Raw genomic sequence first — 21,562 nt, 5'->3', positions numbered from 1 at the left:
CCTCCCGCCTTTCGCTACTACAGCGTTTTGGCTTTCTCCACGGCCTCTTCAATCACACCTACATACCGGAAAGCTTCTTCCGGAAGGTCGTCATGTTTGCCCTCGAGAATTTCTTTGAAGCTGCGCACGGATTCTTTAACTGGTACATATTTACCTTTGATGCCTGTGAAAGGCTCGGCAACGTGGAACGGCTGGGACAAGAAAAGTTGAATTTTACGTGCGCGAGCAACGGTCAATTTATCTTCCTCGGACAGCTCATCCATACCAAGAATCGCGATAATATCTTGAAGCTCTTTATAGCGCTGAAGAATTTTCTTAACGCCTTGAGCTACATTGTAATGCTCTTCGCCAAGAATATCCGGGCTAAGGATACGGGAAGATGAAGCAAGTGGATCTACCGCTGGGAAAATACCCATCTCGGAAATTTTACGCTCAAGGTTAGTCGTTGCATCCAAGTGGGCAAACGTCGTTGCTGGAGCTGGATCCGTATAGTCATCGGCAGGTACATAGATCGCTTGGATCGATGTAACCGAGCCTTTTTTCGTTGAAGTAATACGCTCTTGCAGTTGACCCATTTCAGTTGCCAGCGTTGGCTGGTAACCTACCGCGGAAGGCATACGGCCTAGAAGGGCCGAAACCTCGGAGCCTGCTTGTGTGAAACGGAAGATGTTATCGACGAACAGAAGTACGTCTTTGCCTTCCTCATCACGGAAATATTCAGCCATTGTCAGACCCGTCAGAGCTACACGCTGACGTGCGCCTGGCGGCTCGTTCATTTGTCCGAATACCATTGCTGTTTTGCTAAGTACGCCGGAGTCCTTCATCTCGTGGTACAAGTCATTACCCTCACGCGTACGCTCACCAACACCCGCGAATACGGAAATACCGCCGTGCTCTTGTGCAATGTTGTTGATCAGCTCTTGAATCGTTACCGTCTTACCTACGCCCGCGCCGCCGAAGAGGCCGATTTTACCGCCTTTTGCATATGGTGCGAGCAAGTCGATAACTTTAATTCCTGTTTCGAGAATTTCCGATTGTGTCGACAATTCGTCGAAAGCAGGAGCTTCACGGTGAATAGGAAGATTGATTGAAGAAGTAGCATCGCCAGCTTCATCGATCGGTTGTCCAAGTACGTTAAATACACGGCCAAGTGTTGGAGCGCCAACCGGAATCGTGATTGGAGCGCCAGTATCAATGGCTTCAGTACCGCGTACAAGACCGTCCGTTGTGCTCATCGCTACAGCACGGACTTTATTGTCACCGAGGTGAACAGCGACTTCAAGCGTTAGATTAATATCTACACCGCCATTTTCGCCCTTCTTCTCGATTTTGACAGCGTTCAAAATTTCCGGCAGGTTGCCGCGTTCGAACTCTAGATCGACGACCGGACCCATGACGGATACAACGCGTCCTTTTTTCATGGTATTCCCTCCTGGTTCCTTCTTGTTACTAGCCAGCAGAGCAGCCACTCTCAGGGCTTCTGCTAGCGTAGTGTGTTACCTAAGATTGAGCATTTGCTCCTGCAACGATCTCGGAAATTTCCTGTGTGATTGCCGCTTGACGAGCACGGTTGTACGTAAGCGTCAAACCGCTGATCATCTTCGTCGCATTTTTCGTCGCACTGCCCATAGCCGTCATCCTGGCACCGAACTCACTTGCCTTGCCGTCCAGCAATGCGCTGTAAATAAGCGTCTCCGCATATTTAGGCAGCAATGCCTCCAGCACGCCTTCCGGCGATGGCTCGTATTCGTACGCTGCTGTAGAAGCTGCGCTTCCATCTACCGAATCAAGCGGCAGCAGGCGCATTTCCGTAGGAATTTGGGTAATGGCATTAACGAATTTATTGTAATACACGTACAGCTCGTCAAAAGTGCCGTCGGCAAATTTCTGAACGGCTGTCGAAGCTACGATCTTGATATCTGCAAACGTAGGAGCATCCGGAAGTCCCGTTACTTCTTCTACGATCGGCATATTGCGGCGGCGGAAATAATCCCGGCCCTTCTTGCCGATGACGAACAATACGAAATCATCGTTCGACTTATGCTTGGTGCGAATCGTGTCCGTTACCTTACGAAGCACATTGGCGTTGTAGCCGCCTGCCAGACCACGATCAGACGTGATGACAAGATAACCTGTCTTTTTGATCGGACGGGTTTCCAGCATCGGGTGCTTAACGTCTTTCGTACCAGCAGCGATGCTAGCCACAACTTCCTTCAGCTTCTCTGAATACGGACGGGATGCCTGTGCAGCTTCCTGCGCTCTTCTCAGCCTGGAAGCTGCGACCATTTCCATCGCCTTCGTAATCTGCTTCGTATTTTGTTTACTCTTGATTTCGCGTTTAATATCGCGCATACCTTTAGCCATTTGGTTTCACCCGCCTTTGTTGCCTCGCAGCTTTCCTGTACGCAAGCTCGGATATAGTGCCGCGCAAGCTATAAGGGATGGCTGCGAAGCCTAATGATTGGTACGAGCAGCATATATAAGAACTGAGAGGAACCTATCGTTCCTCGCAAGTTCCAAAATTAAGCCGTTACGGCAAAGCTTTTCTTAAATTTGTTGATCGCATCAACAAGGGCTTTCTCGTTGTCAGCAACCAGATCCTTCGTATCACGGATCGAATTGCCGATTTCCGGGTGATTGGAATCGAGGAACGCCAGGAATTCTTTCTCAAAGCGCAAAATGTCGGCAACCGGAATTTCATCCAAATGACCTTTAACCGCGGAGTAGATCGAGATAACTTGCTTCTCAACCGGCATCGGCTGGTTAACGCCTTGTTTCAGGATTTCCATTGTGCGAGCACCACGGTTCAGACGGGCAAGCGTTGATTTATCAAGGTCGGAACCGAATTGCGAGAACGCTTGAAGCTCACGGTAAGCCGCAAGGTCAAGACGGAGCGTACCGGCAACCTTTTTCATCGCTTTAATTTGTGCGGAACCGCCGACACGGGATACCGAGATACCAACGTTAACCGCTGGACGTTGACCAGAGTAGAACAGATCCGCTTCCAGGAAGATTTGACCGTCAGTGATCGAGATAACGTTCGTCGGGATGTAAGCCGATACGTCAGAAGCTTGTGTCTCGATGAAAGGAAGGGCAGTCAAGGAACCGCCGCCTCTTGCATCGCTCAGCTTAGCTGCGCGCTCAAGCAAACGGGAGTGAAGATAGAATACGTCACCTGGGTAAGCTTCCCGACCCGGTGGACGGCGAAGCAGCAAGGAAAGCTCACGGTATGCTGCCGCTTGTTTCGACAAATCATCGTAAATAACGAGTACATGCTCGCCTTTGTACATGAAGTATTCGCCCATCGAGCAGCCTGCATAAGGAGCCAGGAACAAGAGTGGAGCTGGCTCGGAAGCGCCCGCAGTTACAACGATTGTATATTCCAAAGCGCCGTGACGGCGAAGGGTTTCTACAACGTTAGCAACAGTGGATTGCTTTTGGCCGACAGCGACATAAATACATTTTACGCCGTTGCCTTTTTGGTTGATGATCGCATCAATCGCAATAGCTGTTTTACCTGTTTGACGGTCGCCGATAATAAGCTCACGTTGACCACGGCCAACTGGAACCATTGCGTCGATCGCTTTAATACCTGTTTGCATAGGCTCATGAACCGATTTACGGTCGATAACGCCTGGAGCTGGAGATTCAACCGGACGGGAATGCTTCGTGTTGATTGGACCTTTGCCGTCGAGCGGCTGTCCAAGCGGGTTCACGACGCGGCCCAGCAGCTCTTCGCCAACTGGAACTTCCATAATACGGCCTGTACGTTTTACTTGATCGCCTTCACGAATGTCCTTGTAAGGACCGAGAATAACGACACCGACGTTGCTTTCTTCAAGGTTCAATGCCATGCCGACAACACCGTTGGAGAATTCGAGCAATTCGCCTTGCATCGCATTTTCCAAACCATGAACGCGAGCGATACCGTCACCGATGCTAATAACGGTGCCAACATCCACGACTTGAATTTCGGATTTATATTGTTCGATCTGCTGCTTAATCAGCGTGCTGATTTCATCAGGTCTGATACTCAATTCGCTCACCCCTATCTACAGTGCTTTAGATTTTAACTGTTTTTCTAACCGTTCAAGCTTGCCGGACAAGCTGCCATCGTAAAGGCGGTCGCCAATGCGGACCTTCACTCCACCTAGAAGGGCAGGCTCTACGACTTGCTCAGCAATAATAGTTTTGCCTGTCAATCCGCCAAACTGTGCTGCAACCTCTGCCAGTTCCGCGTCATTCAAAAGACGAGCTGTATATACCGTCGCATGCGCTTGCTTAAGCACATCGCCTGCGATTTTTGTAAATGCTTCGTAGATTTCCACAATTAGCTCCTGACGCCCGCGCACAAAAACCAGCTCCAGCGTATTCAGCAGCAATTCGGAAATACTTCCACCGAAAGCGGCTTTAAGAACGGCCAGCTTCTTCGAAGCATCGATATTCGGATAACTTAGAAACTTTTGGATTTCCAAATCTTCTCCAAGCGTTTGTGCAATAGCTTGCAGCTGCTGCTCTACCTCAGAAATAATGCCGCCTTGCTGTGCAAGCTCGAACAACGCTTTGGCGTAGCGCTTCGCTACCGCTGCGTCCCGGCTCATTTGCCGCTTACTTCTTTCAGGTATTGATTAACAAGCTGCTCTTGCGATTTCTCATCAACTTGCTTCTCAATGATTTTAGAAGCGATTTGAACGGAGATGCCGCCAACTTCAGAACGAAGGGCTGCAATTGCCTTGTTTTTCTCGCTTTCGATGTCTTTAAGAGCATCATCTTTCAAGCGCGACGCTTCTGTCTTAGCCGTGTTCACAATCTCATCGGCTTGCTTGCTGCTTGTCACTCTTGATTGCTCAATAATCTCGTAAGCCTCTTTACGCGCCTGCTCAAGAGCCGCTTTCTGCTCGACCATTTGCTGCTCAGCTTGCTTACGGCTGGATTCAGCTGTATTCATCTGTTCAAGCACGAGTTGTCTCCGTTTCTCCATAACGCTGAGCAGCGGACCGAATGCGTACTTGTTCAGCAACCAGTACAATACTAGAAAAGCTACTATCGCATATACTGTCGATTCCCAATGCCATCCCATTAAAGACACTCCTTTCCTACCACAAAATTGTCTAAATCACAACGAAGGCGAAGAGGGCTAGGCCTTCCCCGCCAGATACGTGTTTTTAATTAGCTAAAGAATGCAAGGAAGCCGATAACTACGCCGATAATCGGCACAACTTCGACGATACCTACACCGATAAACATTGTTGTTTGCAGTTTGCCTTGAAGCTCAGGCTGACGAGCGATACCTTCAACTGTTTTGCTGACGATCATACCGTTACCTACACCTGCGCCAATTGCGGCCAAACCAACTGCCAATGCTGCTGCCAATACTTCCATTTTAAAAATCCTCCTCAATAATATCTCGTTTTGGTTTTGTATTGCTGACCTAGGGGTAATTAAATCCCAGGCATAAAGCTTAAATTAATGGTCTTCCTCGTGAATTGCAGCCTGTGAAATGTACACCATCGTAAGCATAGTGAACAAGAAGGCCTGAATCGCACCGACAAAGATACTGAATGCTTGCCAAGCGGCGAGGAACGGAGTTCCGATAACCCCCAGCATCAATATGGTCGAGATCAGCACTTCGCCCGCATAAATGTTGGCGAATAGCCGCAGTGCCAAAGTTACTGGCTTCGAGATTGTCTCGATCAAGTTGATCGGCAGAAAAATTGGGAACGGATGGAAATAATGTTTCACGTAATGCTTGCTGTTCATTCTCACGCCCAGATAATGCACGAGTATGAATACGATCAGCGCCAGACCAGCCGTTACGGAAAGGTCAGCCGTTGGCGATTTCCACCAAGCCAGCTCCAAATGTCCACCCTTCTCCTGAAGCAGCTCCTCTGTAATACCTAGTGCTGGATAAGCGTGATGGACATCTGTCACGATACCGAAAGGCAAACCAAGCAGGTTGGAGATGAAAATAAACATAATCAACGTCATACCCAAGGAAATGAAAGGCTTGACGCGGTTAAGCGGCATTGCGCTGGAAATCAGATTGTGAACAAATTCGACGGCCCACTCCAAAAAGTTTTGCATCTTGGAAGGGTTGTCCACCGATAAATTGCGCACAGCAAGTCTCGCCACAACAAAGGTGATAATGGCGGAAACCGTTATCGCAATAAACGTTGAAATGTCGATCTGTAGCGATCCGAGCTGCCACACCGGAAATTCATGCATGTAAAATTCTCACCCCTTTCCACTAAAGTTTATTTCTATTATGAATATAAGCTGCTACCAGAAGAATAAAAGGCATAACCATACAGCCAATTAATGCGGCTGGCATGCTGAAGTCTTCCGGAAAGCGATAAGCAACCATGGCAACCAGCAGCACCATAGCGATGCGACTTCCAAGTCCCATACCCATTCTGCGAGAGGTTCCTCCTGCTGCTTTAAGCGTAATCATTTCCACTCTGCGCCTCAGTAAAAACGCATTCATGAAACTCGCTGCAAGTCCCAGTAGAAGACCGAGTGCGACTGTTCGCCAGTTCGGCATAAACGCCCAGACAAGCAGACATACACCCATCGCGAACAGCAGTGACCTTACTGCAGTGTTCATTATTTTATCCATCGGCATCCTCCATTACCTTCTTCACAAGCAGAATGCCTGAGAGAAGACCGACAGCCAGACCGACCAGTATGCCTCCAACCGTCCAACCCGAACCTCCGCCAAAGCGTTCACCGAGCGACGATCCGAGAAAGTACCCTAAAAAGATACAAATAGCGACTTGCAGTCCGAGTCCGCCGACAAGACCTGCGGCAAACAGCGGATTGTCTCTTCTGTTCTTTTTATCCATGGCCCATACCCCTGTCAATCCTCATTTATTTTATCCAAGCGGCGCAAGGTTTGTCAATTGATAATCCTGTATAGTTTTACTGTACAGATTGCCCAAAAGCCAGTCAAATCAAGCCCTCAGAGCCGACAAAACCATACAGTACAACTGTATGCTGTGCATTGCGCCGCTATTTATAAGTCCATGTGTAAACTATGAACGTTGTGTGAACGGATCGGGACGCTCAGCATTTCTTCCAAAATGATGCAGCAAAGCTTGCACGATACGTGTCGAAGCTTGTCCATCACCGTACGGATTTGCCGCATGGCTCATCTTTTCATACAAGGAAGCATCATTCAGCAAGGCGCTTGCCCGGCTGTAAACAACCTCTTCATCCGTACCCACAAGCTCAAGCGTACCCGCCTCAATGCCCTCAGGACGCTCTGTTGTATCGCGCAGCACCAGCGTTGGCACTCCAAACGAAGGAGCTTCCTCCTGCAAGCCGCCGGAATCGGTCAAAATCATATAGGCATGTGGATAAAAATTGTGGAATTCGAACACATCCAGCGGATCGATAAGCTGAATGCGCGGATGTCCGCCAAGAATTTCCGTTGCCGGCTCTTTGACGGCCGGGTTCGGGTGAACGGCATACACTATGGCTACATCTTCATGCTCATCGGCAATGCGTTTTACCGCACGGAAAATATTGCGATGCGGCTCGCCCAGCGACTCGCGGCGGTGCGCTGTCATCAAAATCATCCGTTTGCCCTTCGCCCAGTCGATAACCGGATGAGCAAAGGAAGGATCAACCGTGTACTGGAATACGTCCGTTGCCGTATTGCCCGTTACATAAATGGTCGACTCCGACTTGTTCTCCTTGAGCAAATTGCTTGCCGACCAAGAGGTTGGGGCAAAATGCACATCGGACAATACGCCTGCAAGCTGGCGGTTCATCTCTTCCGGGTACGGGGACAGCTTATTCCAAGTGCGAAGACCTGCTTCGACATGACCAACCTGAATTTGCTTCAGGAAAGCCGCGTAGCTGGCAAGGAACGTCGTCTGCGTGTCGCCATGGACAAGCACGATATCCGGCTTAGCCTCCGCCAAAATCGGATCAAGGCCCTCCAAAACGCGCACGGTCGTTTCCGTTAGCGTCTGGCGGTCCTTCATCACATTCAAATCATAATTTGGTTGGATTTCAAAAAAATCCAGCACCTGATCGAGCATATGACGGTGCTGCGCAGTTACGCAGACGATGGATTCAATATCGTCCGAGTGCTTGTTCAGTTCAAGAACAAGCGGCGCCATTTTAACTGCCTCCGGGCGCGTACCGAAAATAGTCATTACTTTTAATTTGGACAAAACAATTCACTCCTATAATCTGCTTGCGCCAGGCAGGCGCTAATTAGTGCCGAACATGCGGTCGCCCGCGTCGCCAAGACCTGGAACAATATAGCCTTTCTCGTTCAGACACTCATCCAGCGCAGCAATATAAATATCGATGTCCGGGTGCGCTTCCTGTACCGCTTTTACGCCTTCAGGCGCAGCAATGAGACACATCAGCTTAATATGCTCGCAGTCGCGTTTTTTGAGCGCAGTAATAGCCGCGATAGCGGAGCCGCCAGTCGCCAGCATCGGATCTACAACAACGAGCAGGCGATTCGGAGCATCCGTCGGCAGGTTGATATAATATTCCGTTGGCTGCAGCGTTTCATGATCGCGGAACAAGCCGATATGGCCAACCTTTGCAGCAGGAATAAGCTTCAAAATACCCTCTACCATGCCAAGGCCGGCGCGCAAAATCGGAACAAGTCCCAGCATGCGTCCCGATACGACCTTCGATGACGTCTCGGCAACCGGCGTCTGTACCGTAATCGTTTCAAGCGGGATGTCCCTTGTAATTTCATATGCCATTAATGTTGCTACTTCATCAACCAGTTCCCGAAAATCTTTCGTATTCGTATCTTTATTTCGAATAAAGGTCAGCTTATGCTGGATTAACGGATGGTCGCAGATGACCAATTTGCTCATGGAGCGTTATTCCTCCTGTGTGATAACTTATTTCTGTATCAGTAGACACAATCCCGTATATTATAGCATTGTAAAAGGCCTGTTGCATCCTGTGATTTTTCACTTTGAAAAATCGTCCGTTTTTAGCTGCTGCACCCACCGCCACAGCCTCCCCCGCCGTCTCCTCCACTAGAGCCTCCGCAGGAGCTGGATGAATCGCTGCCACTATCATGGCCACCGCTATCATGATCCCCGTTAGAATCATGACGATCATGTGTGGAGCCCAAGCCGTCACAGCCGTATGTCGAGGACCCGCTGCCATTTGCCTCTCTTTGAGCCTTAGTCTGAGCTGCATTCATTTGCTCGGCAAAGTCATCAGGCGAAGAAGCGGACACCGAATGGAATATGAGCATGCCAGACAGCATCCCTGTCGCTCCAACTACCGGATCATAGCCGCCCTTCCAGGAGGAAGAAGCGCCCACCGGGTAAGGCTTAACTTGCTCATCGCTATTATGAAGCTGCGATTTCAAGCGCCACAGCAAATAATCGATCGTCTTCTGCATATCGGTGTATGCTGCCGCTGATTTGGCATTAAACCATTTTTCCGTTAGCGCCTGCTCCGTTTGCCCGGCAAACTCATCCGTCCAATTGCGAGGAAGCGGCGTCTTGAAAAATGCGCCCCACACCCGTCCGCTTGCCGGCGTTTGCTGAAAAAGCTCGCCGTATACCCAGTCAAACCAGGCCCGGCCATCGACATTCGGGCGCTCATTTTCGGCATGCGGGGCATGATGAATCAGCCCGCCGCAGAAGGCGGTGCAAAACTGCTCGTACTCCCGTGTAAACATAAGCATTTCATGCCAAATGACATCTGCCCTGCTGCTATACATCGGCACGCCGCGCAGCAGGCCGCACATTAGGAAGAAGCGCTTCAGCTCGAAGAAGGTCCATTTCCATTCCTTATCGGACAGGCTCGGCAGCTGCTTGAGCACGCGGTCCTTAATCCGGCTTTCAAAGTCATTCGTAAGGGCGGCCTCAAGACGTTCAGCAGCTGGACGGGCAGGATGCTCGTAAGGCACGCCTAATGCAAGCGGCGGCTCCTCAGCCGGCCATGAGGCTAAAGACAGGCTTCGCTTGCCCGGCGAATGGCCAGTATCATTTCTTTTTCGCGAACGCTTGGCTCGGGTTGCGATTACAATTACAATTACGATAATTACAACGTAAATCAGAACGAGAAGAATCGTATTACTCATGGCTGTACCATCACCTTCCATTCAGCATTGTCTGTACTATTGTAGCATGCGGAATGGAATTTCTGCATATTATATTTACCATAAATGAACAAAAATTCCTTTCAGTAGTGTGACGGCACCTTCAAACGCTTGTATACACGCAAAAATGCCGCATAGGGGCCGAAGCCCTATGCAGCATTTTATCAAAAGTTAAAAATTAGTATTTCAATTCTGGATAAAGCGGGTATTGCGCAGTCAGATCGCGAACGATTTGGCGGGATTTTTCCAGCGTTGCCTCATCCTTCGGATTTTTCAGCGTAACAGCGATCACTTCGCCGATTACTTTCATCGCCTTCTCATCCATGCCGCGCGAAGTGGCAGCTGGCGTTCCAAGACGGATACCGCTAGTAATGAACGGGCTCGTTGGATCGAAAGGAATCGCGTTTTTGTTAGCTGTAATACCGATTGAATCCAATACGTGCTCCGCTTCTTTGCCTGTGATGTTCAGGGAACGCGTGTCGATCAGCATTAGGTGGTTGTCTGTGCCGCCGGATACGATGTTAATGCCTGCTGCAACGAGTGTATCGGAAAGAACCGCCGCATTTTTCACAACGTTTTGCGCATACGTCTTGAACGATGGCTGCAAAGCTTCGCCCAGTGCCACTGCTTTAGCAGCAATAACGTGCATCAAAGGACCGCCTTGTGTGCCTGGGAATACCGCTTTGTCGATTGCAGCTGCCCACTCTTTACGGCACAAGATCAAGCCGCCGCGAGGACCGCGAAGCGTTTTGTGCGTTGTCGTTGTAACGAAATGCGCATGAGGCACTGGGCTTGGGTGAAGACCAGCAGCTACAAGGCCTGCAATATGAGCCATATCTACGAAAAATAGCGCGCCTACATCGTTGGCGATTTTAGCCATTTTTTCGAAATCAATAATGCGCGGGTACGCAGATGCACCAGCTACGATCATGCGAGGGCGATGCTTGAATGCCGCTTTGCGAACTTCTTCATAATCAATCGTGAAGGAATCTTCATTTACACCGTAAGCTACAAAATTGTAAAGCAAGCCGGAAGCGTTAACCGGACTGCCGTGCGTCAAGTGGCCGCCATGAGCCAAATTCATGCCCAGTACCGTGTCGCCAGGCTTAAGCGCCGCCAAATAAACAGCCATGTTCGCTTGTGCGCCGGAATGCGGTTGTACGTTGGCATGGTCTGCGCCAAACAGTTCTTTTGCACGATCGCGTGCGATGTCTTCCACGATGTCGACATGCTCACAGCCGCCGTAGAAACGTTTGCCTGGGTAGCCTTCAGCATATTTGTTCGTCAAAGCAGAACCCAATGCTTCAAGTACAGCTTCGCTTACGATATTTTCCGATGCGATTAGCTCGATGTTATCGCGTTGACGCTGCAATTCCAGTCCCATTGCTTTCAAAACTTCCGGATCTTGTTTACGTAGATTTTCCATTATAAATGCCTCCTTAGTTGTGTGTGCTTGTTATATAGATAAGGATTAAGCATGATAGGCTCGTCAGATACTTGTTCTACGGGTTGCATGCTCCATCCGCCAATAATAAAATCTTTATAGAATGCTTGCGACTAATCGCAAGTCCCAGCTGATTGCTCCGGGGTCAAGACAACAGCATCACGGCTGTCTGCCACACCGTCCAGCTCATACACCGCACGTACACCGCCAATAAGCTTTGGCCGCGTAACCGCCATCGTGACATGCGCCTCGCCAATGCTGCGAATCGAAGGCCGCACCGGAACCGCCACTCTGCGCAAATGCATACCGATGAAAGTATCGCCGATATCTATTCCTGCATGCGCGGCTACCGTCTCGACGAGACAGGCATCGTTGATGTGCCGATACGCATAAGCCGCCATGGAGCCGCCCGCCTTCGGAACGGGAATTGCCGCTACCTGCTCTAGTCCGTAGCGTTCAGCCGCTGCACGCTCGATAACGAGCGCACGGTTCAAATGCTCGCAGCATTGATACACCGGATAAAAACCAATATCGCGGCGCACAGCCTCTACTCCAGCGTAAATTTCCGCAGCAGTTTGGGGCGTGCCCGACGTCCCAATACGCCGGCCCAGCACCTCGCTCGTGCTCGTGCCGATGACGAGAAGCTGTCCAGCCCGCAGGCTGCCCGCTGCCGCAAGCTCGCGAACAATGGTCTCTACTGCGCTTGCTATCGCTATCGTTTCTTCGTTTGCTTCCATAGCAGGCGGCCTCCTTGTCTAACTAACCGTATCCATACAAGCATGGAACAAAGCCTTTTTACATGCTCTTTTAGCTTAAGCGTTATATTTTTGCTCGATTTGGCCTACTTTATGAATGCGTCCCGCATGACGTTCTCCGCCGGAGAATGGCGTGTCCAGCCAAATACGAAGAATTTCCTGTGCAACGCCCGGGCCAATGACCCGCTCGCCAAGGGCAATCACATTCGTATCATTATGCTCGCGCGTCGCTTTGGCGGAAAATAAATCGTGCACCAGCGCGCAGCGGATGCCTTTAACCTTATTAGCCGCAATCGACATGCCAATGCCTGTTCCGCAAATGAGAATACCGCGATCTACTTCCCCGTTTGCCACCTTTTCTGCTACAGGCAGTGCATAATCCGGGTAATCGACCGATTGATTGCAGTCACAACCGAAATCTTCAATTTCGTGTCCAAGCGATAGCAGAAATGGTACAATTTCGTCCTTCAGCCGGTAGCCGGCATGATCCGCGCCAATGGCAATTTTCACGTATAAACCTCCTCCAAAGTATGACGATGCTGCACTTGCAATGATGCTTGCGGCGCCCGGCACATGAACTCCGCTTCCGCAATTCGACGCTTTTATTATACCTAAATTTGTCCCAAAAGACGAAAAAAGAGCATGACATGCTCTTCAGCATGCTGCTCTTTGCCCAGGCGACCGGCCGTATGTTCCGATGCTCCACCGTGGTTACCCACTTCCGTCGCCAGTCACATCGGAAACCGTATATCTGTACCCATCATAGCCGAATTTTAGTGAAAAATCAATCGGTTCCGCGCCTAAATTCGTGCTTTTCCATTTGCACTGCCGCAGTCAACCGCTTATTCCTGCTTTAACCGCAAGAGCAGCTGCTGCAAGCAGCTATGAATTTCCTCAGCGCAGCTTCTGTAATTTCCAAGTGTTCCGCCAAACGGATCTATAATATCAAAGCTTGGTATACGGCGCTCCAGCTCCAGCAGACGATTGCGTTCGCCATCCGTCAGCTGCTGTCCCAGCGTCTGCTTCATGTGCAGCTCCGTATACAGCCGCTCCAGCTCCCTAATGTCTGCCAGGACGCCCGTATCTTGATTGACATACTCTTTGAGCGTATGCGCTTTGTCAACGGCTTCAGGAAACCATTGGAGCAGTCCTCTTTTGTGGCTGGCGGTCATCGTCAGCACGAGGTCGGCCCATTTTACCGCTTCTCCTGTCAGCGCGCACGAAGAGCTCTGTTGTTCAATGCCATAACCGCGCAGCACCTCTGTCGCATGGCCGGAAACGGCCAAACCGTCAATCGTTGAAATGCCTGCCGAACGCACCTCAACCGCTACGCCTTGCTGGCTCGCCATATTTTTCAGCATCGCCTCCGCCATCGGAGAACGACAAGTATTTCCCGTACAAATGAACAAAATGCGCTTCACGCCGCATACCCCTTTCTATGTGTACCAAGGTGAAACGGCTGCCCTTGTCCTCTGGCGGTGCAGCTCGTTTCAGTCCGAGAAATATAAGCGTATTTATAGATGTCCAACTTATAAATTCTTATATTTCAAGCGTAAACGGCTGTCGCCGTCCTTTGGCGGCAAAGCTTCCGTTTCGCGATAAAACATAAGTCTATTTATACATGTAAACTTATAAATTATTATATTTTCAGAAAATAAACATTAAACCGAACACCAGCAGCACCGAGCCGCCGCATGCTTCGCCGTAGCCGCCCAGCTTATGGCTGACCCTTTGCCCTAGCAGCAGTCCCATAATAGACATCAGGCTGCCAAAAAAACCAAACAACAGCACCGTCAACAGCAAATCGGCTGCAAACATGCCGAGCGTTACGCCAACAGAGAAAGAATCGGCGCTGACGCCCAGCGCGAACAGCATCGTTCCCCAAATCGTTCGGTGATCAAAGGCTTGCACATCTTCTCCCCGCAAGGAGCTATAAATCATATGCCCGCCGAGCAGCACCAGCAGCACGCCAGCAGCCGCAGTCGCTACATGACCAAGCAAGTCGCTGACGAATCCCCCAGCGTACATGCCCCCAAGCGGCATAATAATATGAAATATACCGATAATAGCACTTAATCTTATTATATGGAGCCAGCGAATACCGCGCAGCCCAATTCCAATTCCTAGCGAAAAAGCATCCATGCCAAGCGCAACTGCCATAAGCAGCAGTGTAACAAATTGCCCTCCAAGCATATGGCTACCCCACAAAATGATCTCCCCCCGCGTCCGCAAACCTTCTTAACCCAACATATGCGGGAATGGGGACAAACATACTATAGCTTGTTTAATCAGTCTTGGAGATATTCTTACCCTTGTAAGGCGCCAGGCAAACCGCAAAACCTGAGTCAAAAAACCGCATGAACGATTTGACAGGCACGGGCTTCCATTTTCTAGTGAAAAATAGTTCGCCGGCTTAAACTGGTCTTGTCTTATACCTGATGCGTGCGATGACCGGCTGCCTTGAGCAGCCGATTCATAAGTGCGGCTCCGATACCATCTGGCTCGCAGCCTTCTGCCCAAATTCGCTGAACGCCAGCAGCATCAAACTGCCGCAACGCTGCATACAGGCGATGCGCAGCCTGCTCCAGCTTCTGCCCGCTTCCATAGGTCAGCACGAGAGCGGAGCCGTCCCCCATCGCAGCGACCTGTTCATCGAATACAAGAACGCCTGCTTTCAGTCCGGCGTTCGCAGCCTGTGACACCTGCTCCTGCATATAAGCAACACGCTTGGCGGCTGAGCTTCCTTGTACGACGCTAAGCTCGCCCTTCGGTGCATAATGCGTATATTTCATGCCTGGCGAACGTGGTGCAGATAGCTCCTCCACTGCCGACTCGGCTTCCGCAGGAGCGTCAATCTCCGCTTGCGGCACCGCATTGCGCAGCTGCTCCACCGTTACACCGCCTGGGCGCAAAATGCGAAATGCCTGTTCGCCCGTCAGTTCAATAACGGTCGATTCAAGGCCGATGCCTGTAGCGCCGCCATCGACAATGCCGCTAACCCGGCCGCTGAGGTCTTCTGCCACATGCTCGGCGAGCGTAGGGCTTGGCCTGCCTGAACGATTAGCGCTCGGCGCAGCAACTGGACAGCCAGCAGCTGCAAGGAGGCGCATCGCCACCGGGTGGGAAGGCATCCGAACACCAACAGTGGATAAGCCAGCCGTCACAAGCGGCGACACCGCTCCCGGCTGAACGGGAAGCACAAGCGTAAGCGGTCCCGGCCACAGCTGCTCCATCAATTGCTTTGCAAGTGTCGAATAAGGAAGCACCAGCTCATCAAGCTGCGATATTGTTGCGATGTGAACAATAAGCGGATTATCGGAGGGGCGGCCTTTGGCCTGGAAAATCTTCGCCACTGCCTCCGGGCTGCGAGCATCAGCACCAAGCCCGTATACCGTCTCCGTCGGGAAAGCAACCAGCTCTCCACGGCGAAGCAGTTCTGCCGCTTCCGCGATAGAAGCCTCCGCATTTTCGTCCGTTATTCGCCATACCTTCGTCGTAGTCATCTCTATCCTTCAATCCTTGCTCTGTTATAGTCATCCTTCTAGTCTGTATACTCCCATTAGTATACCATACGGTTGGATAAAACGGAGCCAGCAGCATAACCGCAGCCCGCGGATGCTCACTGGCTCAAACCTGGCTATTAGCTGCTGTTTGTTACGAAGACCGCCTGTAGATGAGACCCTTGTTGCTAAGACCTCATAGCAGCCTGGGAGCTTGATAGTTCGGGAGCTCGGGGCGCTCATTTCATCCTCATTTTGTCGTCAAAATGGCTAGTGGCATCGCATTAGCTGCTCCTGAGTCCGCGACCTATGCCTTAATCCGTAATTCTGTTAAAATAGCGGCTGCAGTGTCCGCCATATCTAACTTTGTACAGGGAGTAAAACCCTGAAACGAAGAGTATGGAGCTGGCTTGCATACTCACCCTAGGCGAACAAGCTTTGCACCCAAGCAATCAGCTTTTGCAGCATTTCCCAAAGGAAAAACTTCGCTTCCGGCGCTTCGCCTGCCGCTTTGCTGGGAGCAGAATCTTGCTTGGCATGGACAACCTCGCCGGTATTTTCTTTCTGTACAGAAGCCTCCTCTACTGAAGCTTTCGCTTCTTTCGCTTCTGCCTTGCTAGCTGCGTTTGCTGCCTCCACTTCGCCATCGGCGGCTACCGCTTCGCCGGAAGCTGCGTCGATGAAGCACAATGGCGGGAACAGCACGCACCACCAGTTTTGCCCCTTGCCTTCGCCTAACGTAATGAGCAGCGCTTCGTAGTTGCCCGCAGGATATACTTCACTTCCGTACATTTTAGTAGGGAAAGGAACTTGGCCAAGCTCAATGTGAAACGCATAATCAAAACCCCGGCTGCTCAATACTTTGCCAACCAAAAGCTCCATCTCGCCCATATGCAGACGCATCGTGGCACGAGCTTCTTCTATCGTCTGCGGCCCAGTTACCCAGCCGTTCATTGCCTCGACCACAGCATCACGAACGACACGTTTAACTGTCTGATCGGCAGGAGCGTCGGAATTAGCCAATATACGGAGCCTGATAGACTCCTCCGGAATATGACTGCCAGCTACAGCAGCATCTACCTTTTGCAGCTCCCAGCTCATCACAAGTACAGCAAGCACCACCATAATAAGAACGACGGATCTACGATAAGAAATACGGGAATAATTGCGGGACATACACAAGCTCCTCTCGATGGCACCCGTCGGTACCTCTGCTTGCGTTCCGGAACGTATCTATCCGTAAGTATGTCCGCGATTCCCGTTCTATAAACGTCAAAACTATTAAATTTTAATAGACAAGCGTAAAGGGTTGTCTCCGTCCTTTGGCCGCGAGATTCAGTCCGAGAAATAAAAGAACAGTAAGGAAAATAAATGCTTCACAAGGGGAGATTGCTCATCCTGCCTAGCCGTTAGTACGAACCGCTATAACATGGCGGTCAATGCCGCCATAATCCGTAATCGTCCGTACCTCGTCCCACTCTCCCGCTCCCCTTAAAAGCTCCGCCACCGCTTCCGCTTGGCCCATGCCCAGCTCGAAAGCGACGATGCGCGGCATTTGCCTCAGCAGCGGGAGCTGCTCTACCATGCTGCGGTACGGGTTCAGCCCGTCCGCTCCGCCATCCAGCGCGAGATGCGGCTCGAAATCCCGCACTTCGCGCTGCAAGCCCGGGAGGTCATCCGCCGGTATATACGGCGGATTGGACACCAGCACATCGACGCGGAGGTCTGCCGCGCCGGGTGCCTGGTCTGCGGCGGCGCCGCCCGTTCCGAGGAACGGCGCCAGCAGGTCGCCCTGCACGAACGCCATGCGGCCCGCCGCTCCATGGCGGGCCGCATTCGTGCGGGCGACAGCCAGCGCGTCCGGCGAAAGATCGGACGCGCATACGCGCCAGAGCGGACGCAGCGCAGCCAGCGTCACGCCGATGGCGCCGCTGCCCGTGCCGACGTCAAGCACCGTCGGCCGCGCAGCCAAACCTTTAGCCGAGTCAGCCGTTATCGCTGACCCTTCCTCCTGCTCCGCCTGCTCGCTGGCGCTATTGCTCGCAGCGGCAAGCCCCGCCCCGGACGCACCTTCCGCTGGCGCGTCCTCCGCTTCCGCCTGTGCCGATTCCGGCCACAGGCGATCCGCCGCCTCAAGCACTGCCTCGACGAGCAGCTCCGTCTCGGGCCGCGGAATCAGCACGGCCGGCGTAACCGCAAATGGCCTACTGTAGAACCACTGCTCTCCGATGATATATTGCACCGGCTCGCCGCTTCCTTTTCGCCGAGTGAGCTCGTCCCATGCCGGAGCCAGCTCGCTCGGAAAAGGATCGCCCCCGTCGCGCAGCAGCTCCATGCGCCCGATGCCCAGCAGATGCAGCAGCAGCAGCTCAGCATTATTGCGCGGCTCCTCAACGCCCTGCCCCGCCAAAAACGAAGAAGCCTGCAAGCAGGCTTCTCTAATGGTACAAGGCAGCAAAACCTGCCACTCCTTGCTATTGTCGCCCATGTATCCAACGTCCCTTCCTTTACTTCCCAAAATACCCGTCAATAAAACACATAGCCGCATAAAAGGCAGGGTCTCCAAGCACAGATGCTCGAAAACCCTGCCTCTTCACGCAGCATGCCTGATCTGGCAGCTCACTTGGGAAAGCACTTCAGTTAGTTCAGTTCTCTCTCCATAATGTCGGCTTGCTCAGCAATCGTAAGCGACGAAATGATTTCCGCCATGTCGCCGTTCATAACTGAATCAAGCTTGTGCAGCGTAAGACCAATACGGTGATCCGTCACGCGGCTCTGAGGGAAATTATACGTGCGAATCCGCTCACTGCGGTCGCCCGTTCCGACTTTGCTTTTACGCTCGCCGGCATATTTCGCTTCTTCCTCTTGACGCTGTACATCGACAATACGCGCACGCAATACTTGCAGCGCTTTGGCTTTGTTCTCATTTTGCGATTTGCCGTCTTGGCAAGTTGCCATAATGCCCGTTGGTACGTGAAGCACGCGGACAGCGGATTTTGTCGTATTAACCGACTGGCCGCCAGCGCCGCTGGAGCAGAATGTATCAACCCGGATATCCTTGTCAAAAATCTCAACTTCCACTTCCTCAACCTCCGGCATAACCGAAACGGTTGAAGTGGACGTATGAATACGACCGCCTGACTCCGTTACTGGAATACGCTGTACCCGATGAGCGCCGCTCTCGAATTTCAGCTTGCTGTAGGCGCCTTTGCCCGTAATCATGAAAATAACCTCTTTAAAGCCGCCCAAGTCATTTTCATTAAAATCCATCAGCTCTACACGCCAGCCTTGCGTATCCGCAAACTTCGTGTACATGCGGTACAGCTCGTAAGCGAATAAAGCCGCTTCATCGCCGCCAGCAGCGCCGCGAATTTCCACGATAACGTTTTTGTCATCGTTCGGATCTTTCGGCAGAAGCAAAATTTTAATTTTCTCTTCCAGCTCTTCCTTGCGGTCAGACAGCTCATCAATCTCCATCTTGACCATCTCGCGCATTTCATCATCCAGCTTCTCGCCCTGCATAACCTTCGCATCGTCCAGCTGCTCCGACACTTGTTTATATTCAGTATAAGCTTCATAAGATTGTTGCAGATCGGACTGCTCCTTGGAATATTCCCGCAGACGCTTCGGATCACTTGCTACATCTGGATCACACAGCAGCTCACTCAACTTCTCGTAACGGTCAGCCAGTGCTTGTAAACGGTCCAACACCATCATTCACCTCTGTTATCACACTTTGATACTCCATTATAACATATGCGCAGCATTCTATCGACAAGCGAATTACTGCCGCCTCGCCCAGTTTTCTACTTTTCCGCTAATAAAGTTCGCATACCTAGACGAAGGAGCCTCCGAATCCGCTTAAATAGCAGATCGAAAGCTCCCTCTTCCGTGAAAAATCTAAACGTTAAAACGGAAATGTATAACATCGCCGTCTTTTACGACATAATCTTTGCCTTCCAGGCGAACCTGGCCACGCTCTTTCGCCACGTTCATCGAACCTGCAGCAGACAAATCGTCAAACGATACAATCTCGGCGCGAATAAAGCCACGCTCAAAATCCGTATGAATAACGCCAGCTGCCTGCGGCGCTTTCGTTCCGCTGCGAATCGTCCAAGCGCGAACCTCCTGCACGCCTGCAGTAAAATACGTATAAAGGCCAAGCAGCTTGTACGCCGCACGAATCAGACGGTTAAGTCCCGACTCCGCAAGACCAAGCTCCTCAAGGAACATTGCCTTGTCTTCGCCTTCCAGCTCGGCAATTTCTTCCTCAACGCGCGCGGAAATAGGTACCACTTCTGCATTTTCAGCAGCAGCGAACTCGCGAACTTTATTAACGAATTCGTTATTGTCCGTGTCAGCAACCTCAGCTTCGCTCACATTGGCTGCATAAAGTACAGGCTTCATAGTCAGCAAATGCAGATCGCGAATGAGCAGCTTCTCATCATCGGACAGCTCCAGACTGCGCGCTGGCCTATCATTGTAGAGCGCCTCTTTCACACGCTCAAGCACTTCAACCTCTTGCACAACTTTTTTGTCGCCGCCCTTGAGATTTTTGCGGGAGCGCTCGATCTTTTTATCAACGGAATCAATATCCGCCAAAATCAGCTCCAGATTAATCGTCTGAATATCGTCGATCGGGTCGATTTTGCCCGCTACATGCGTAATATTCTCGTCTTGGAAGCAGCGAACAACATGAACAATCGCATCGACTTCACGGATATGTGCCAAAAACTTGTTGCCAAGTCCTTCGCCCTTGCTCGCGCCCGCTACCAGACCGGCAATATCAACAAACTCAAATGCTGTAGGCACGATGCTTTTCGGCACTACAAGCTCAACGAGCCTATTCATACGCGGGTCCGGCACCTCTACAACACCAACGTTAGGATCAATTGTACAAAAAGGATAGTTAGCGGATTCAGCACCCGCTTGCGTAATTGCATTAAACAAAGTCGATTTGCCGACATTCGGCAAGCCTACGATACCAGCTTTTAAAGCCATGCGTAAAGACACCCCATTTTCCGAAGTAACAAGCTCTCGTCATTATACCCGATGCGTATAAACAATAAAAGGGTGAGTTCGCTTACCCGCATAGCAAAAAGCCCAGACTGGGGTGTTAATACACTCCAATCCAACCAGTGTTTGAGCAAGAGCTTTAAATTAGAATCCGTATTCAAATTCATATTTGCTGTTTATTTCTTCCCATAGCTTTTGTCTGATTTCCGCTGGTTGCTCCCCACCCACTTTGACCTTGTGATAAAATCAGAGCAGAGGAGTGACGTTTGATGCATTTTACCGAAATGAAAAAGGACTTATTTACGATGCCAGAAACCTATTGCCTAGCCCATTGTATTTCTGCCGATGCCAAAATGGCCGCTGGGATCGCTGTTTTATTCCGTAAACATTTTAAACTCAAATCCCTGCAAAATATGGCTGACAATAGCCCATTAGCTGTAGGAACCTGCTATAAAATCGACAGAGCTTTGAATTTAGTTACAAAAACAAAATATTTTCACAAGCCCACCTATCAAACGCTCACCCAAGCCATCGTATCCATGAGGGACATTTGCTTGCAAGAGGGCATTGCCCAGCTAGCCATGCCCCAAATCGGCTGCGGGCTCGATAAGCTGCAATGGGGGCAAGTCAGAGAAATCATTAAAAATGTTTTTGCAGACACAGAAATCGAGATCGTTGTATGCACCTTGTAACCTTTACGGCAACGCAGCTAAAGAGCCACAAAAAGACAAGCAGCGAATATACAATTGAA

The 21,562-nt window shown here is 50.9% G+C and carries 23 protein-coding genes and 1 riboswitch; of the genes, 1 reads left to right on the top strand and 22 read right to left on the bottom strand.

Annotated features, from left to right (window positions below):
• Positions 1-17: 17 nt before the first annotated feature.
• The 22 genes from atpD to ychF form a co-directional block, all read right to left on the bottom strand.
• Complete coding sequence (atpD, locus tag ABEW34_RS16870; RefSeq protein WP_046231329.1) at positions 18-1,421, bottom strand: F0F1 ATP synthase subunit beta; 1,404 nt, start codon at positions 1,419-1,421, stop codon at positions 18-20.
• 79 nt (positions 1,422-1,500) lie between these two features.
• Positions 1,501-2,364: an ATP synthase F1 subunit gamma gene (atpG, locus tag ABEW34_RS16865; RefSeq protein ID WP_099518193.1), complete on the bottom strand. Its 864-nt coding sequence runs from the start codon at positions 2,362-2,364 to the stop codon at positions 1,501-1,503.
• A 158-nt stretch (positions 2,365-2,522) separates the two neighbouring features.
• Positions 2,523-4,037, bottom strand: coding sequence for a F0F1 ATP synthase subunit alpha (atpA, locus tag ABEW34_RS16860; protein ID WP_046231327.1), 1,515 nt, complete (start codon positions 4,035-4,037; stop codon positions 2,523-2,525).
• Positions 4,038-4,052: 15 nt separating this feature from the next.
• Positions 4,053-4,601 carry a F0F1 ATP synthase subunit delta gene (locus ABEW34_RS16855; protein WP_430160326.1) on the bottom strand — a complete coding sequence of 183 codons (549 nt, stop codon included), beginning with the start codon at positions 4,599-4,601 and terminating at the stop codon, positions 4,053-4,055.
• Entirely contained in the window at positions 4,598-5,080 is a 483-nt protein-coding gene (atpF, locus tag ABEW34_RS16850) for a F0F1 ATP synthase subunit B (RefSeq protein WP_056036774.1), read from the bottom strand. The genes ABEW34_RS16855 and atpF overlap by 4 nt, the downstream gene beginning before the upstream one ends.
• A gap of 89 nt (positions 5,081-5,169) precedes the next feature.
• Positions 5,170-5,382 (bottom strand): F0F1 ATP synthase subunit C, encoded by a 213-nt coding sequence (atpE, locus tag ABEW34_RS16845; protein WP_046231324.1) that lies wholly within the window; start codon positions 5,380-5,382, stop codon positions 5,170-5,172.
• An 84-nt stretch (positions 5,383-5,466) separates the two neighbouring features.
• Entirely contained in the window at positions 5,467-6,225 is a 759-nt protein-coding gene (gene atpB / locus ABEW34_RS16840; protein ID WP_430160325.1) for a F0F1 ATP synthase subunit A, read from the bottom strand.
• Positions 6,226-6,247: 22 nt separating this feature from the next.
• Entirely contained in the window at positions 6,248-6,616 is a 369-nt protein-coding gene (locus ABEW34_RS16835; protein ID WP_430160324.1) for an ATP synthase subunit I, read from the bottom strand.
• Positions 6,609-6,842 (bottom strand): AtpZ/AtpI family protein, encoded by a 234-nt coding sequence (locus tag ABEW34_RS16830; RefSeq protein WP_099518189.1) that lies wholly within the window; start codon positions 6,840-6,842, stop codon positions 6,609-6,611. Before ABEW34_RS16830 ends, ABEW34_RS16835 begins: the two co-directional genes overlap by 8 nt.
• A gap of 189 nt (positions 6,843-7,031) precedes the next feature.
• Positions 7,032-8,180 (bottom strand): non-hydrolyzing UDP-N-acetylglucosamine 2-epimerase, encoded by a 1,149-nt coding sequence (gene wecB, locus ABEW34_RS16825; RefSeq protein WP_430160323.1) that lies wholly within the window; start codon positions 8,178-8,180, stop codon positions 7,032-7,034.
• 39 nt (positions 8,181-8,219) lie between these two features.
• Complete coding sequence (upp, locus tag ABEW34_RS16820; RefSeq protein ID WP_430160322.1) at positions 8,220-8,849, bottom strand: uracil phosphoribosyltransferase; 630 nt, start codon at positions 8,847-8,849, stop codon at positions 8,220-8,222.
• 122 nt (positions 8,850-8,971) lie between these two features.
• The gene (locus ABEW34_RS16815) at positions 8,972-10,078 is read right to left on the bottom strand and encodes a hypothetical protein (protein WP_430160321.1); all 1,107 of its coding nucleotides are present in this window, start codon (positions 10,076-10,078) and stop codon (positions 8,972-8,974) included.
• 196 nt (positions 10,079-10,274) lie between these two features.
• Complete coding sequence (gene glyA, locus ABEW34_RS16810) at positions 10,275-11,522, bottom strand: serine hydroxymethyltransferase (protein ID WP_172455458.1); 1,248 nt, start codon at positions 11,520-11,522, stop codon at positions 10,275-10,277.
• 131 nt (positions 11,523-11,653) lie between these two features.
• Positions 11,654-12,277, bottom strand: a complete 624-nt coding sequence (locus tag ABEW34_RS16805) for a TIGR01440 family protein (protein ID WP_430160320.1) — start codon at positions 12,275-12,277, stop codon at positions 11,654-11,656.
• A 75-nt stretch (positions 12,278-12,352) separates the two neighbouring features.
• The gene (gene rpiB / locus ABEW34_RS16800) at positions 12,353-12,805 is read right to left on the bottom strand and encodes a ribose 5-phosphate isomerase B (RefSeq protein ID WP_056036754.1); all 453 of its coding nucleotides are present in this window, start codon (positions 12,803-12,805) and stop codon (positions 12,353-12,355) included.
• A gap of 154 nt (positions 12,806-12,959) precedes the next feature.
• Positions 12,960-13,040: riboswitch (ZMP/ZTP riboswitch) on the bottom strand.
• A gap of 97 nt (positions 13,041-13,137) precedes the next feature.
• Positions 13,138-13,716, bottom strand: coding sequence for a low molecular weight protein arginine phosphatase (locus tag ABEW34_RS16795; RefSeq protein WP_430160319.1), 579 nt, complete (start codon positions 13,714-13,716; stop codon positions 13,138-13,140).
• Positions 13,717-13,942: 226 nt separating this feature from the next.
• The gene (locus ABEW34_RS16790; protein ID WP_430160452.1) at positions 13,943-14,488 is read right to left on the bottom strand and encodes a manganese efflux pump MntP family protein; all 546 of its coding nucleotides are present in this window, start codon (positions 14,486-14,488) and stop codon (positions 13,943-13,945) included.
• A 236-nt stretch (positions 14,489-14,724) separates the two neighbouring features.
• A complete protein-coding gene (locus ABEW34_RS16785; RefSeq protein WP_430160318.1) occupies positions 14,725-15,798 on the bottom strand; it encodes an L-threonylcarbamoyladenylate synthase in 1,074 nt (357 codons plus the stop codon).
• 420 nt (positions 15,799-16,218) lie between these two features.
• Complete coding sequence (spoIIR, locus tag ABEW34_RS16780; protein WP_430160317.1) at positions 16,219-16,971, bottom strand: stage II sporulation protein R; 753 nt, start codon at positions 16,969-16,971, stop codon at positions 16,219-16,221.
• A 226-nt stretch (positions 16,972-17,197) separates the two neighbouring features.
• Positions 17,198-18,283 (bottom strand): N5-glutamine methyltransferase family protein, encoded by a 1,086-nt coding sequence (locus ABEW34_RS16775; RefSeq protein ID WP_430160316.1) that lies wholly within the window; start codon positions 18,281-18,283, stop codon positions 17,198-17,200.
• Between the two features lie 152 nt (positions 18,284-18,435).
• Positions 18,436-19,506, bottom strand: coding sequence for a peptide chain release factor 1 (gene prfA, locus ABEW34_RS16770; RefSeq protein ID WP_046231406.1), 1,071 nt, complete (start codon positions 19,504-19,506; stop codon positions 18,436-18,438).
• 189 nt (positions 19,507-19,695) lie between these two features.
• The gene (gene ychF / locus ABEW34_RS16765) at positions 19,696-20,796 is read right to left on the bottom strand and encodes a redox-regulated ATPase YchF (protein ID WP_430160315.1); all 1,101 of its coding nucleotides are present in this window, start codon (positions 20,794-20,796) and stop codon (positions 19,696-19,698) included.
• Between the two features lie 284 nt (positions 20,797-21,080).
• Between ychF and ABEW34_RS16760 the strand changes: the two genes are divergently transcribed.
• Positions 21,081-21,503 (top strand): macro domain-containing protein, encoded by a 423-nt coding sequence (locus ABEW34_RS16760; RefSeq protein ID WP_430160314.1) that lies wholly within the window; start codon positions 21,081-21,083, stop codon positions 21,501-21,503.
• The last annotated feature ends 59 nt before the right edge of the window (positions 21,504-21,562 follow it).

Source organism: Paenibacillus algorifonticola (assembly GCF_050481745.1).
Lineage (GTDB): Bacteria > Bacillota > Bacilli > Paenibacillales > Paenibacillaceae > Pristimantibacillus > Pristimantibacillus algorifonticola_A.
This window is presented reverse-complemented; position numbering and strand designations above follow the sequence as displayed.

Bases quoted from the DNA above. Each gene is read 5' to 3' on its own strand.
- atpD (WP_046231329.1), bottom strand. From the start codon at position 1,421: ATGAAAAAAGGACGCGTTGTATCCGTCATGGGTCCGGTCGTCGATCTA.
- atpG (WP_099518193.1), bottom strand. From the start codon at position 2,364: ATGGCTAAAGGTATGCGCGATATTAAACGCGAAATCAAGAGTAAACAA.
- ABEW34_RS16855 (WP_430160326.1), bottom strand. From the start codon at position 4,601: ATGAGCCGGGACGCAGCGGTAGCGAAGCGCTACGCCAAAGCGTTGTTC.
- atpF (WP_056036774.1), bottom strand. From the start codon at position 5,080: ATGGGATGGCATTGGGAATCGACAGTATATGCGATAGTAGCTTTTCTA.
- atpE (WP_046231324.1), bottom strand. From the start codon at position 5,382: ATGGAAGTATTGGCAGCAGCATTGGCAGTTGGTTTGGCCGCAATTGGC.
- atpB (WP_430160325.1), bottom strand. From the start codon at position 6,225: ATGCATGAATTTCCGGTGTGGCAGCTCGGATCGCTACAGATCGACATT.
- ABEW34_RS16835 (WP_430160324.1), bottom strand. From the start codon at position 6,616: ATGGATAAAATAATGAACACTGCAGTAAGGTCACTGCTGTTCGCGATG.
- ABEW34_RS16830 (WP_099518189.1), bottom strand. From the start codon at position 6,842: ATGGATAAAAAGAACAGAAGAGACAATCCGCTGTTTGCCGCAGGTCTT.
- upp (WP_430160322.1), bottom strand. From the start codon at position 8,849: ATGAGCAAATTGGTCATCTGCGACCATCCGTTAATCCAGCATAAGCTG.
- ABEW34_RS16815 (WP_430160321.1), bottom strand. From the start codon at position 10,078: ATGAGTAATACGATTCTTCTCGTTCTGATTTACGTTGTAATTATCGTA.
- glyA (WP_172455458.1), bottom strand. From the start codon at position 11,522: ATGGAAAATCTACGTAAACAAGATCCGGAAGTTTTGAAAGCAATGGGA.
- ABEW34_RS16805 (WP_430160320.1), bottom strand. From the start codon at position 12,277: ATGGAAGCAAACGAAGAAACGATAGCGATAGCAAGCGCAGTAGAGACC.
- ABEW34_RS16790 (WP_430160452.1), bottom strand. From the start codon at position 14,488: ATGCTTGGAGGGCAATTTGTTACACTGCTGCTTATGGCAGTTGCGCTT.
- ABEW34_RS16785 (WP_430160318.1), bottom strand. From the start codon at position 15,798: ATGACTACGACGAAGGTATGGCGAATAACGGACGAAAATGCGGAGGCT.
- spoIIR (WP_430160317.1), bottom strand. From the start codon at position 16,971: ATGTCCCGCAATTATTCCCGTATTTCTTATCGTAGATCCGTCGTTCTT.
- ABEW34_RS16775 (WP_430160316.1), bottom strand. From the start codon at position 18,283: ATGGGCGACAATAGCAAGGAGTGGCAGGTTTTGCTGCCTTGTACCATT.
- ychF (WP_430160315.1), bottom strand. From the start codon at position 20,796: ATGGCTTTAAAAGCTGGTATCGTAGGCTTGCCGAATGTCGGCAAATCG.
- ABEW34_RS16760 (WP_430160314.1), top strand. From the start codon at position 21,081: ATGCATTTTACCGAAATGAAAAAGGACTTATTTACGATGCCAGAAACC.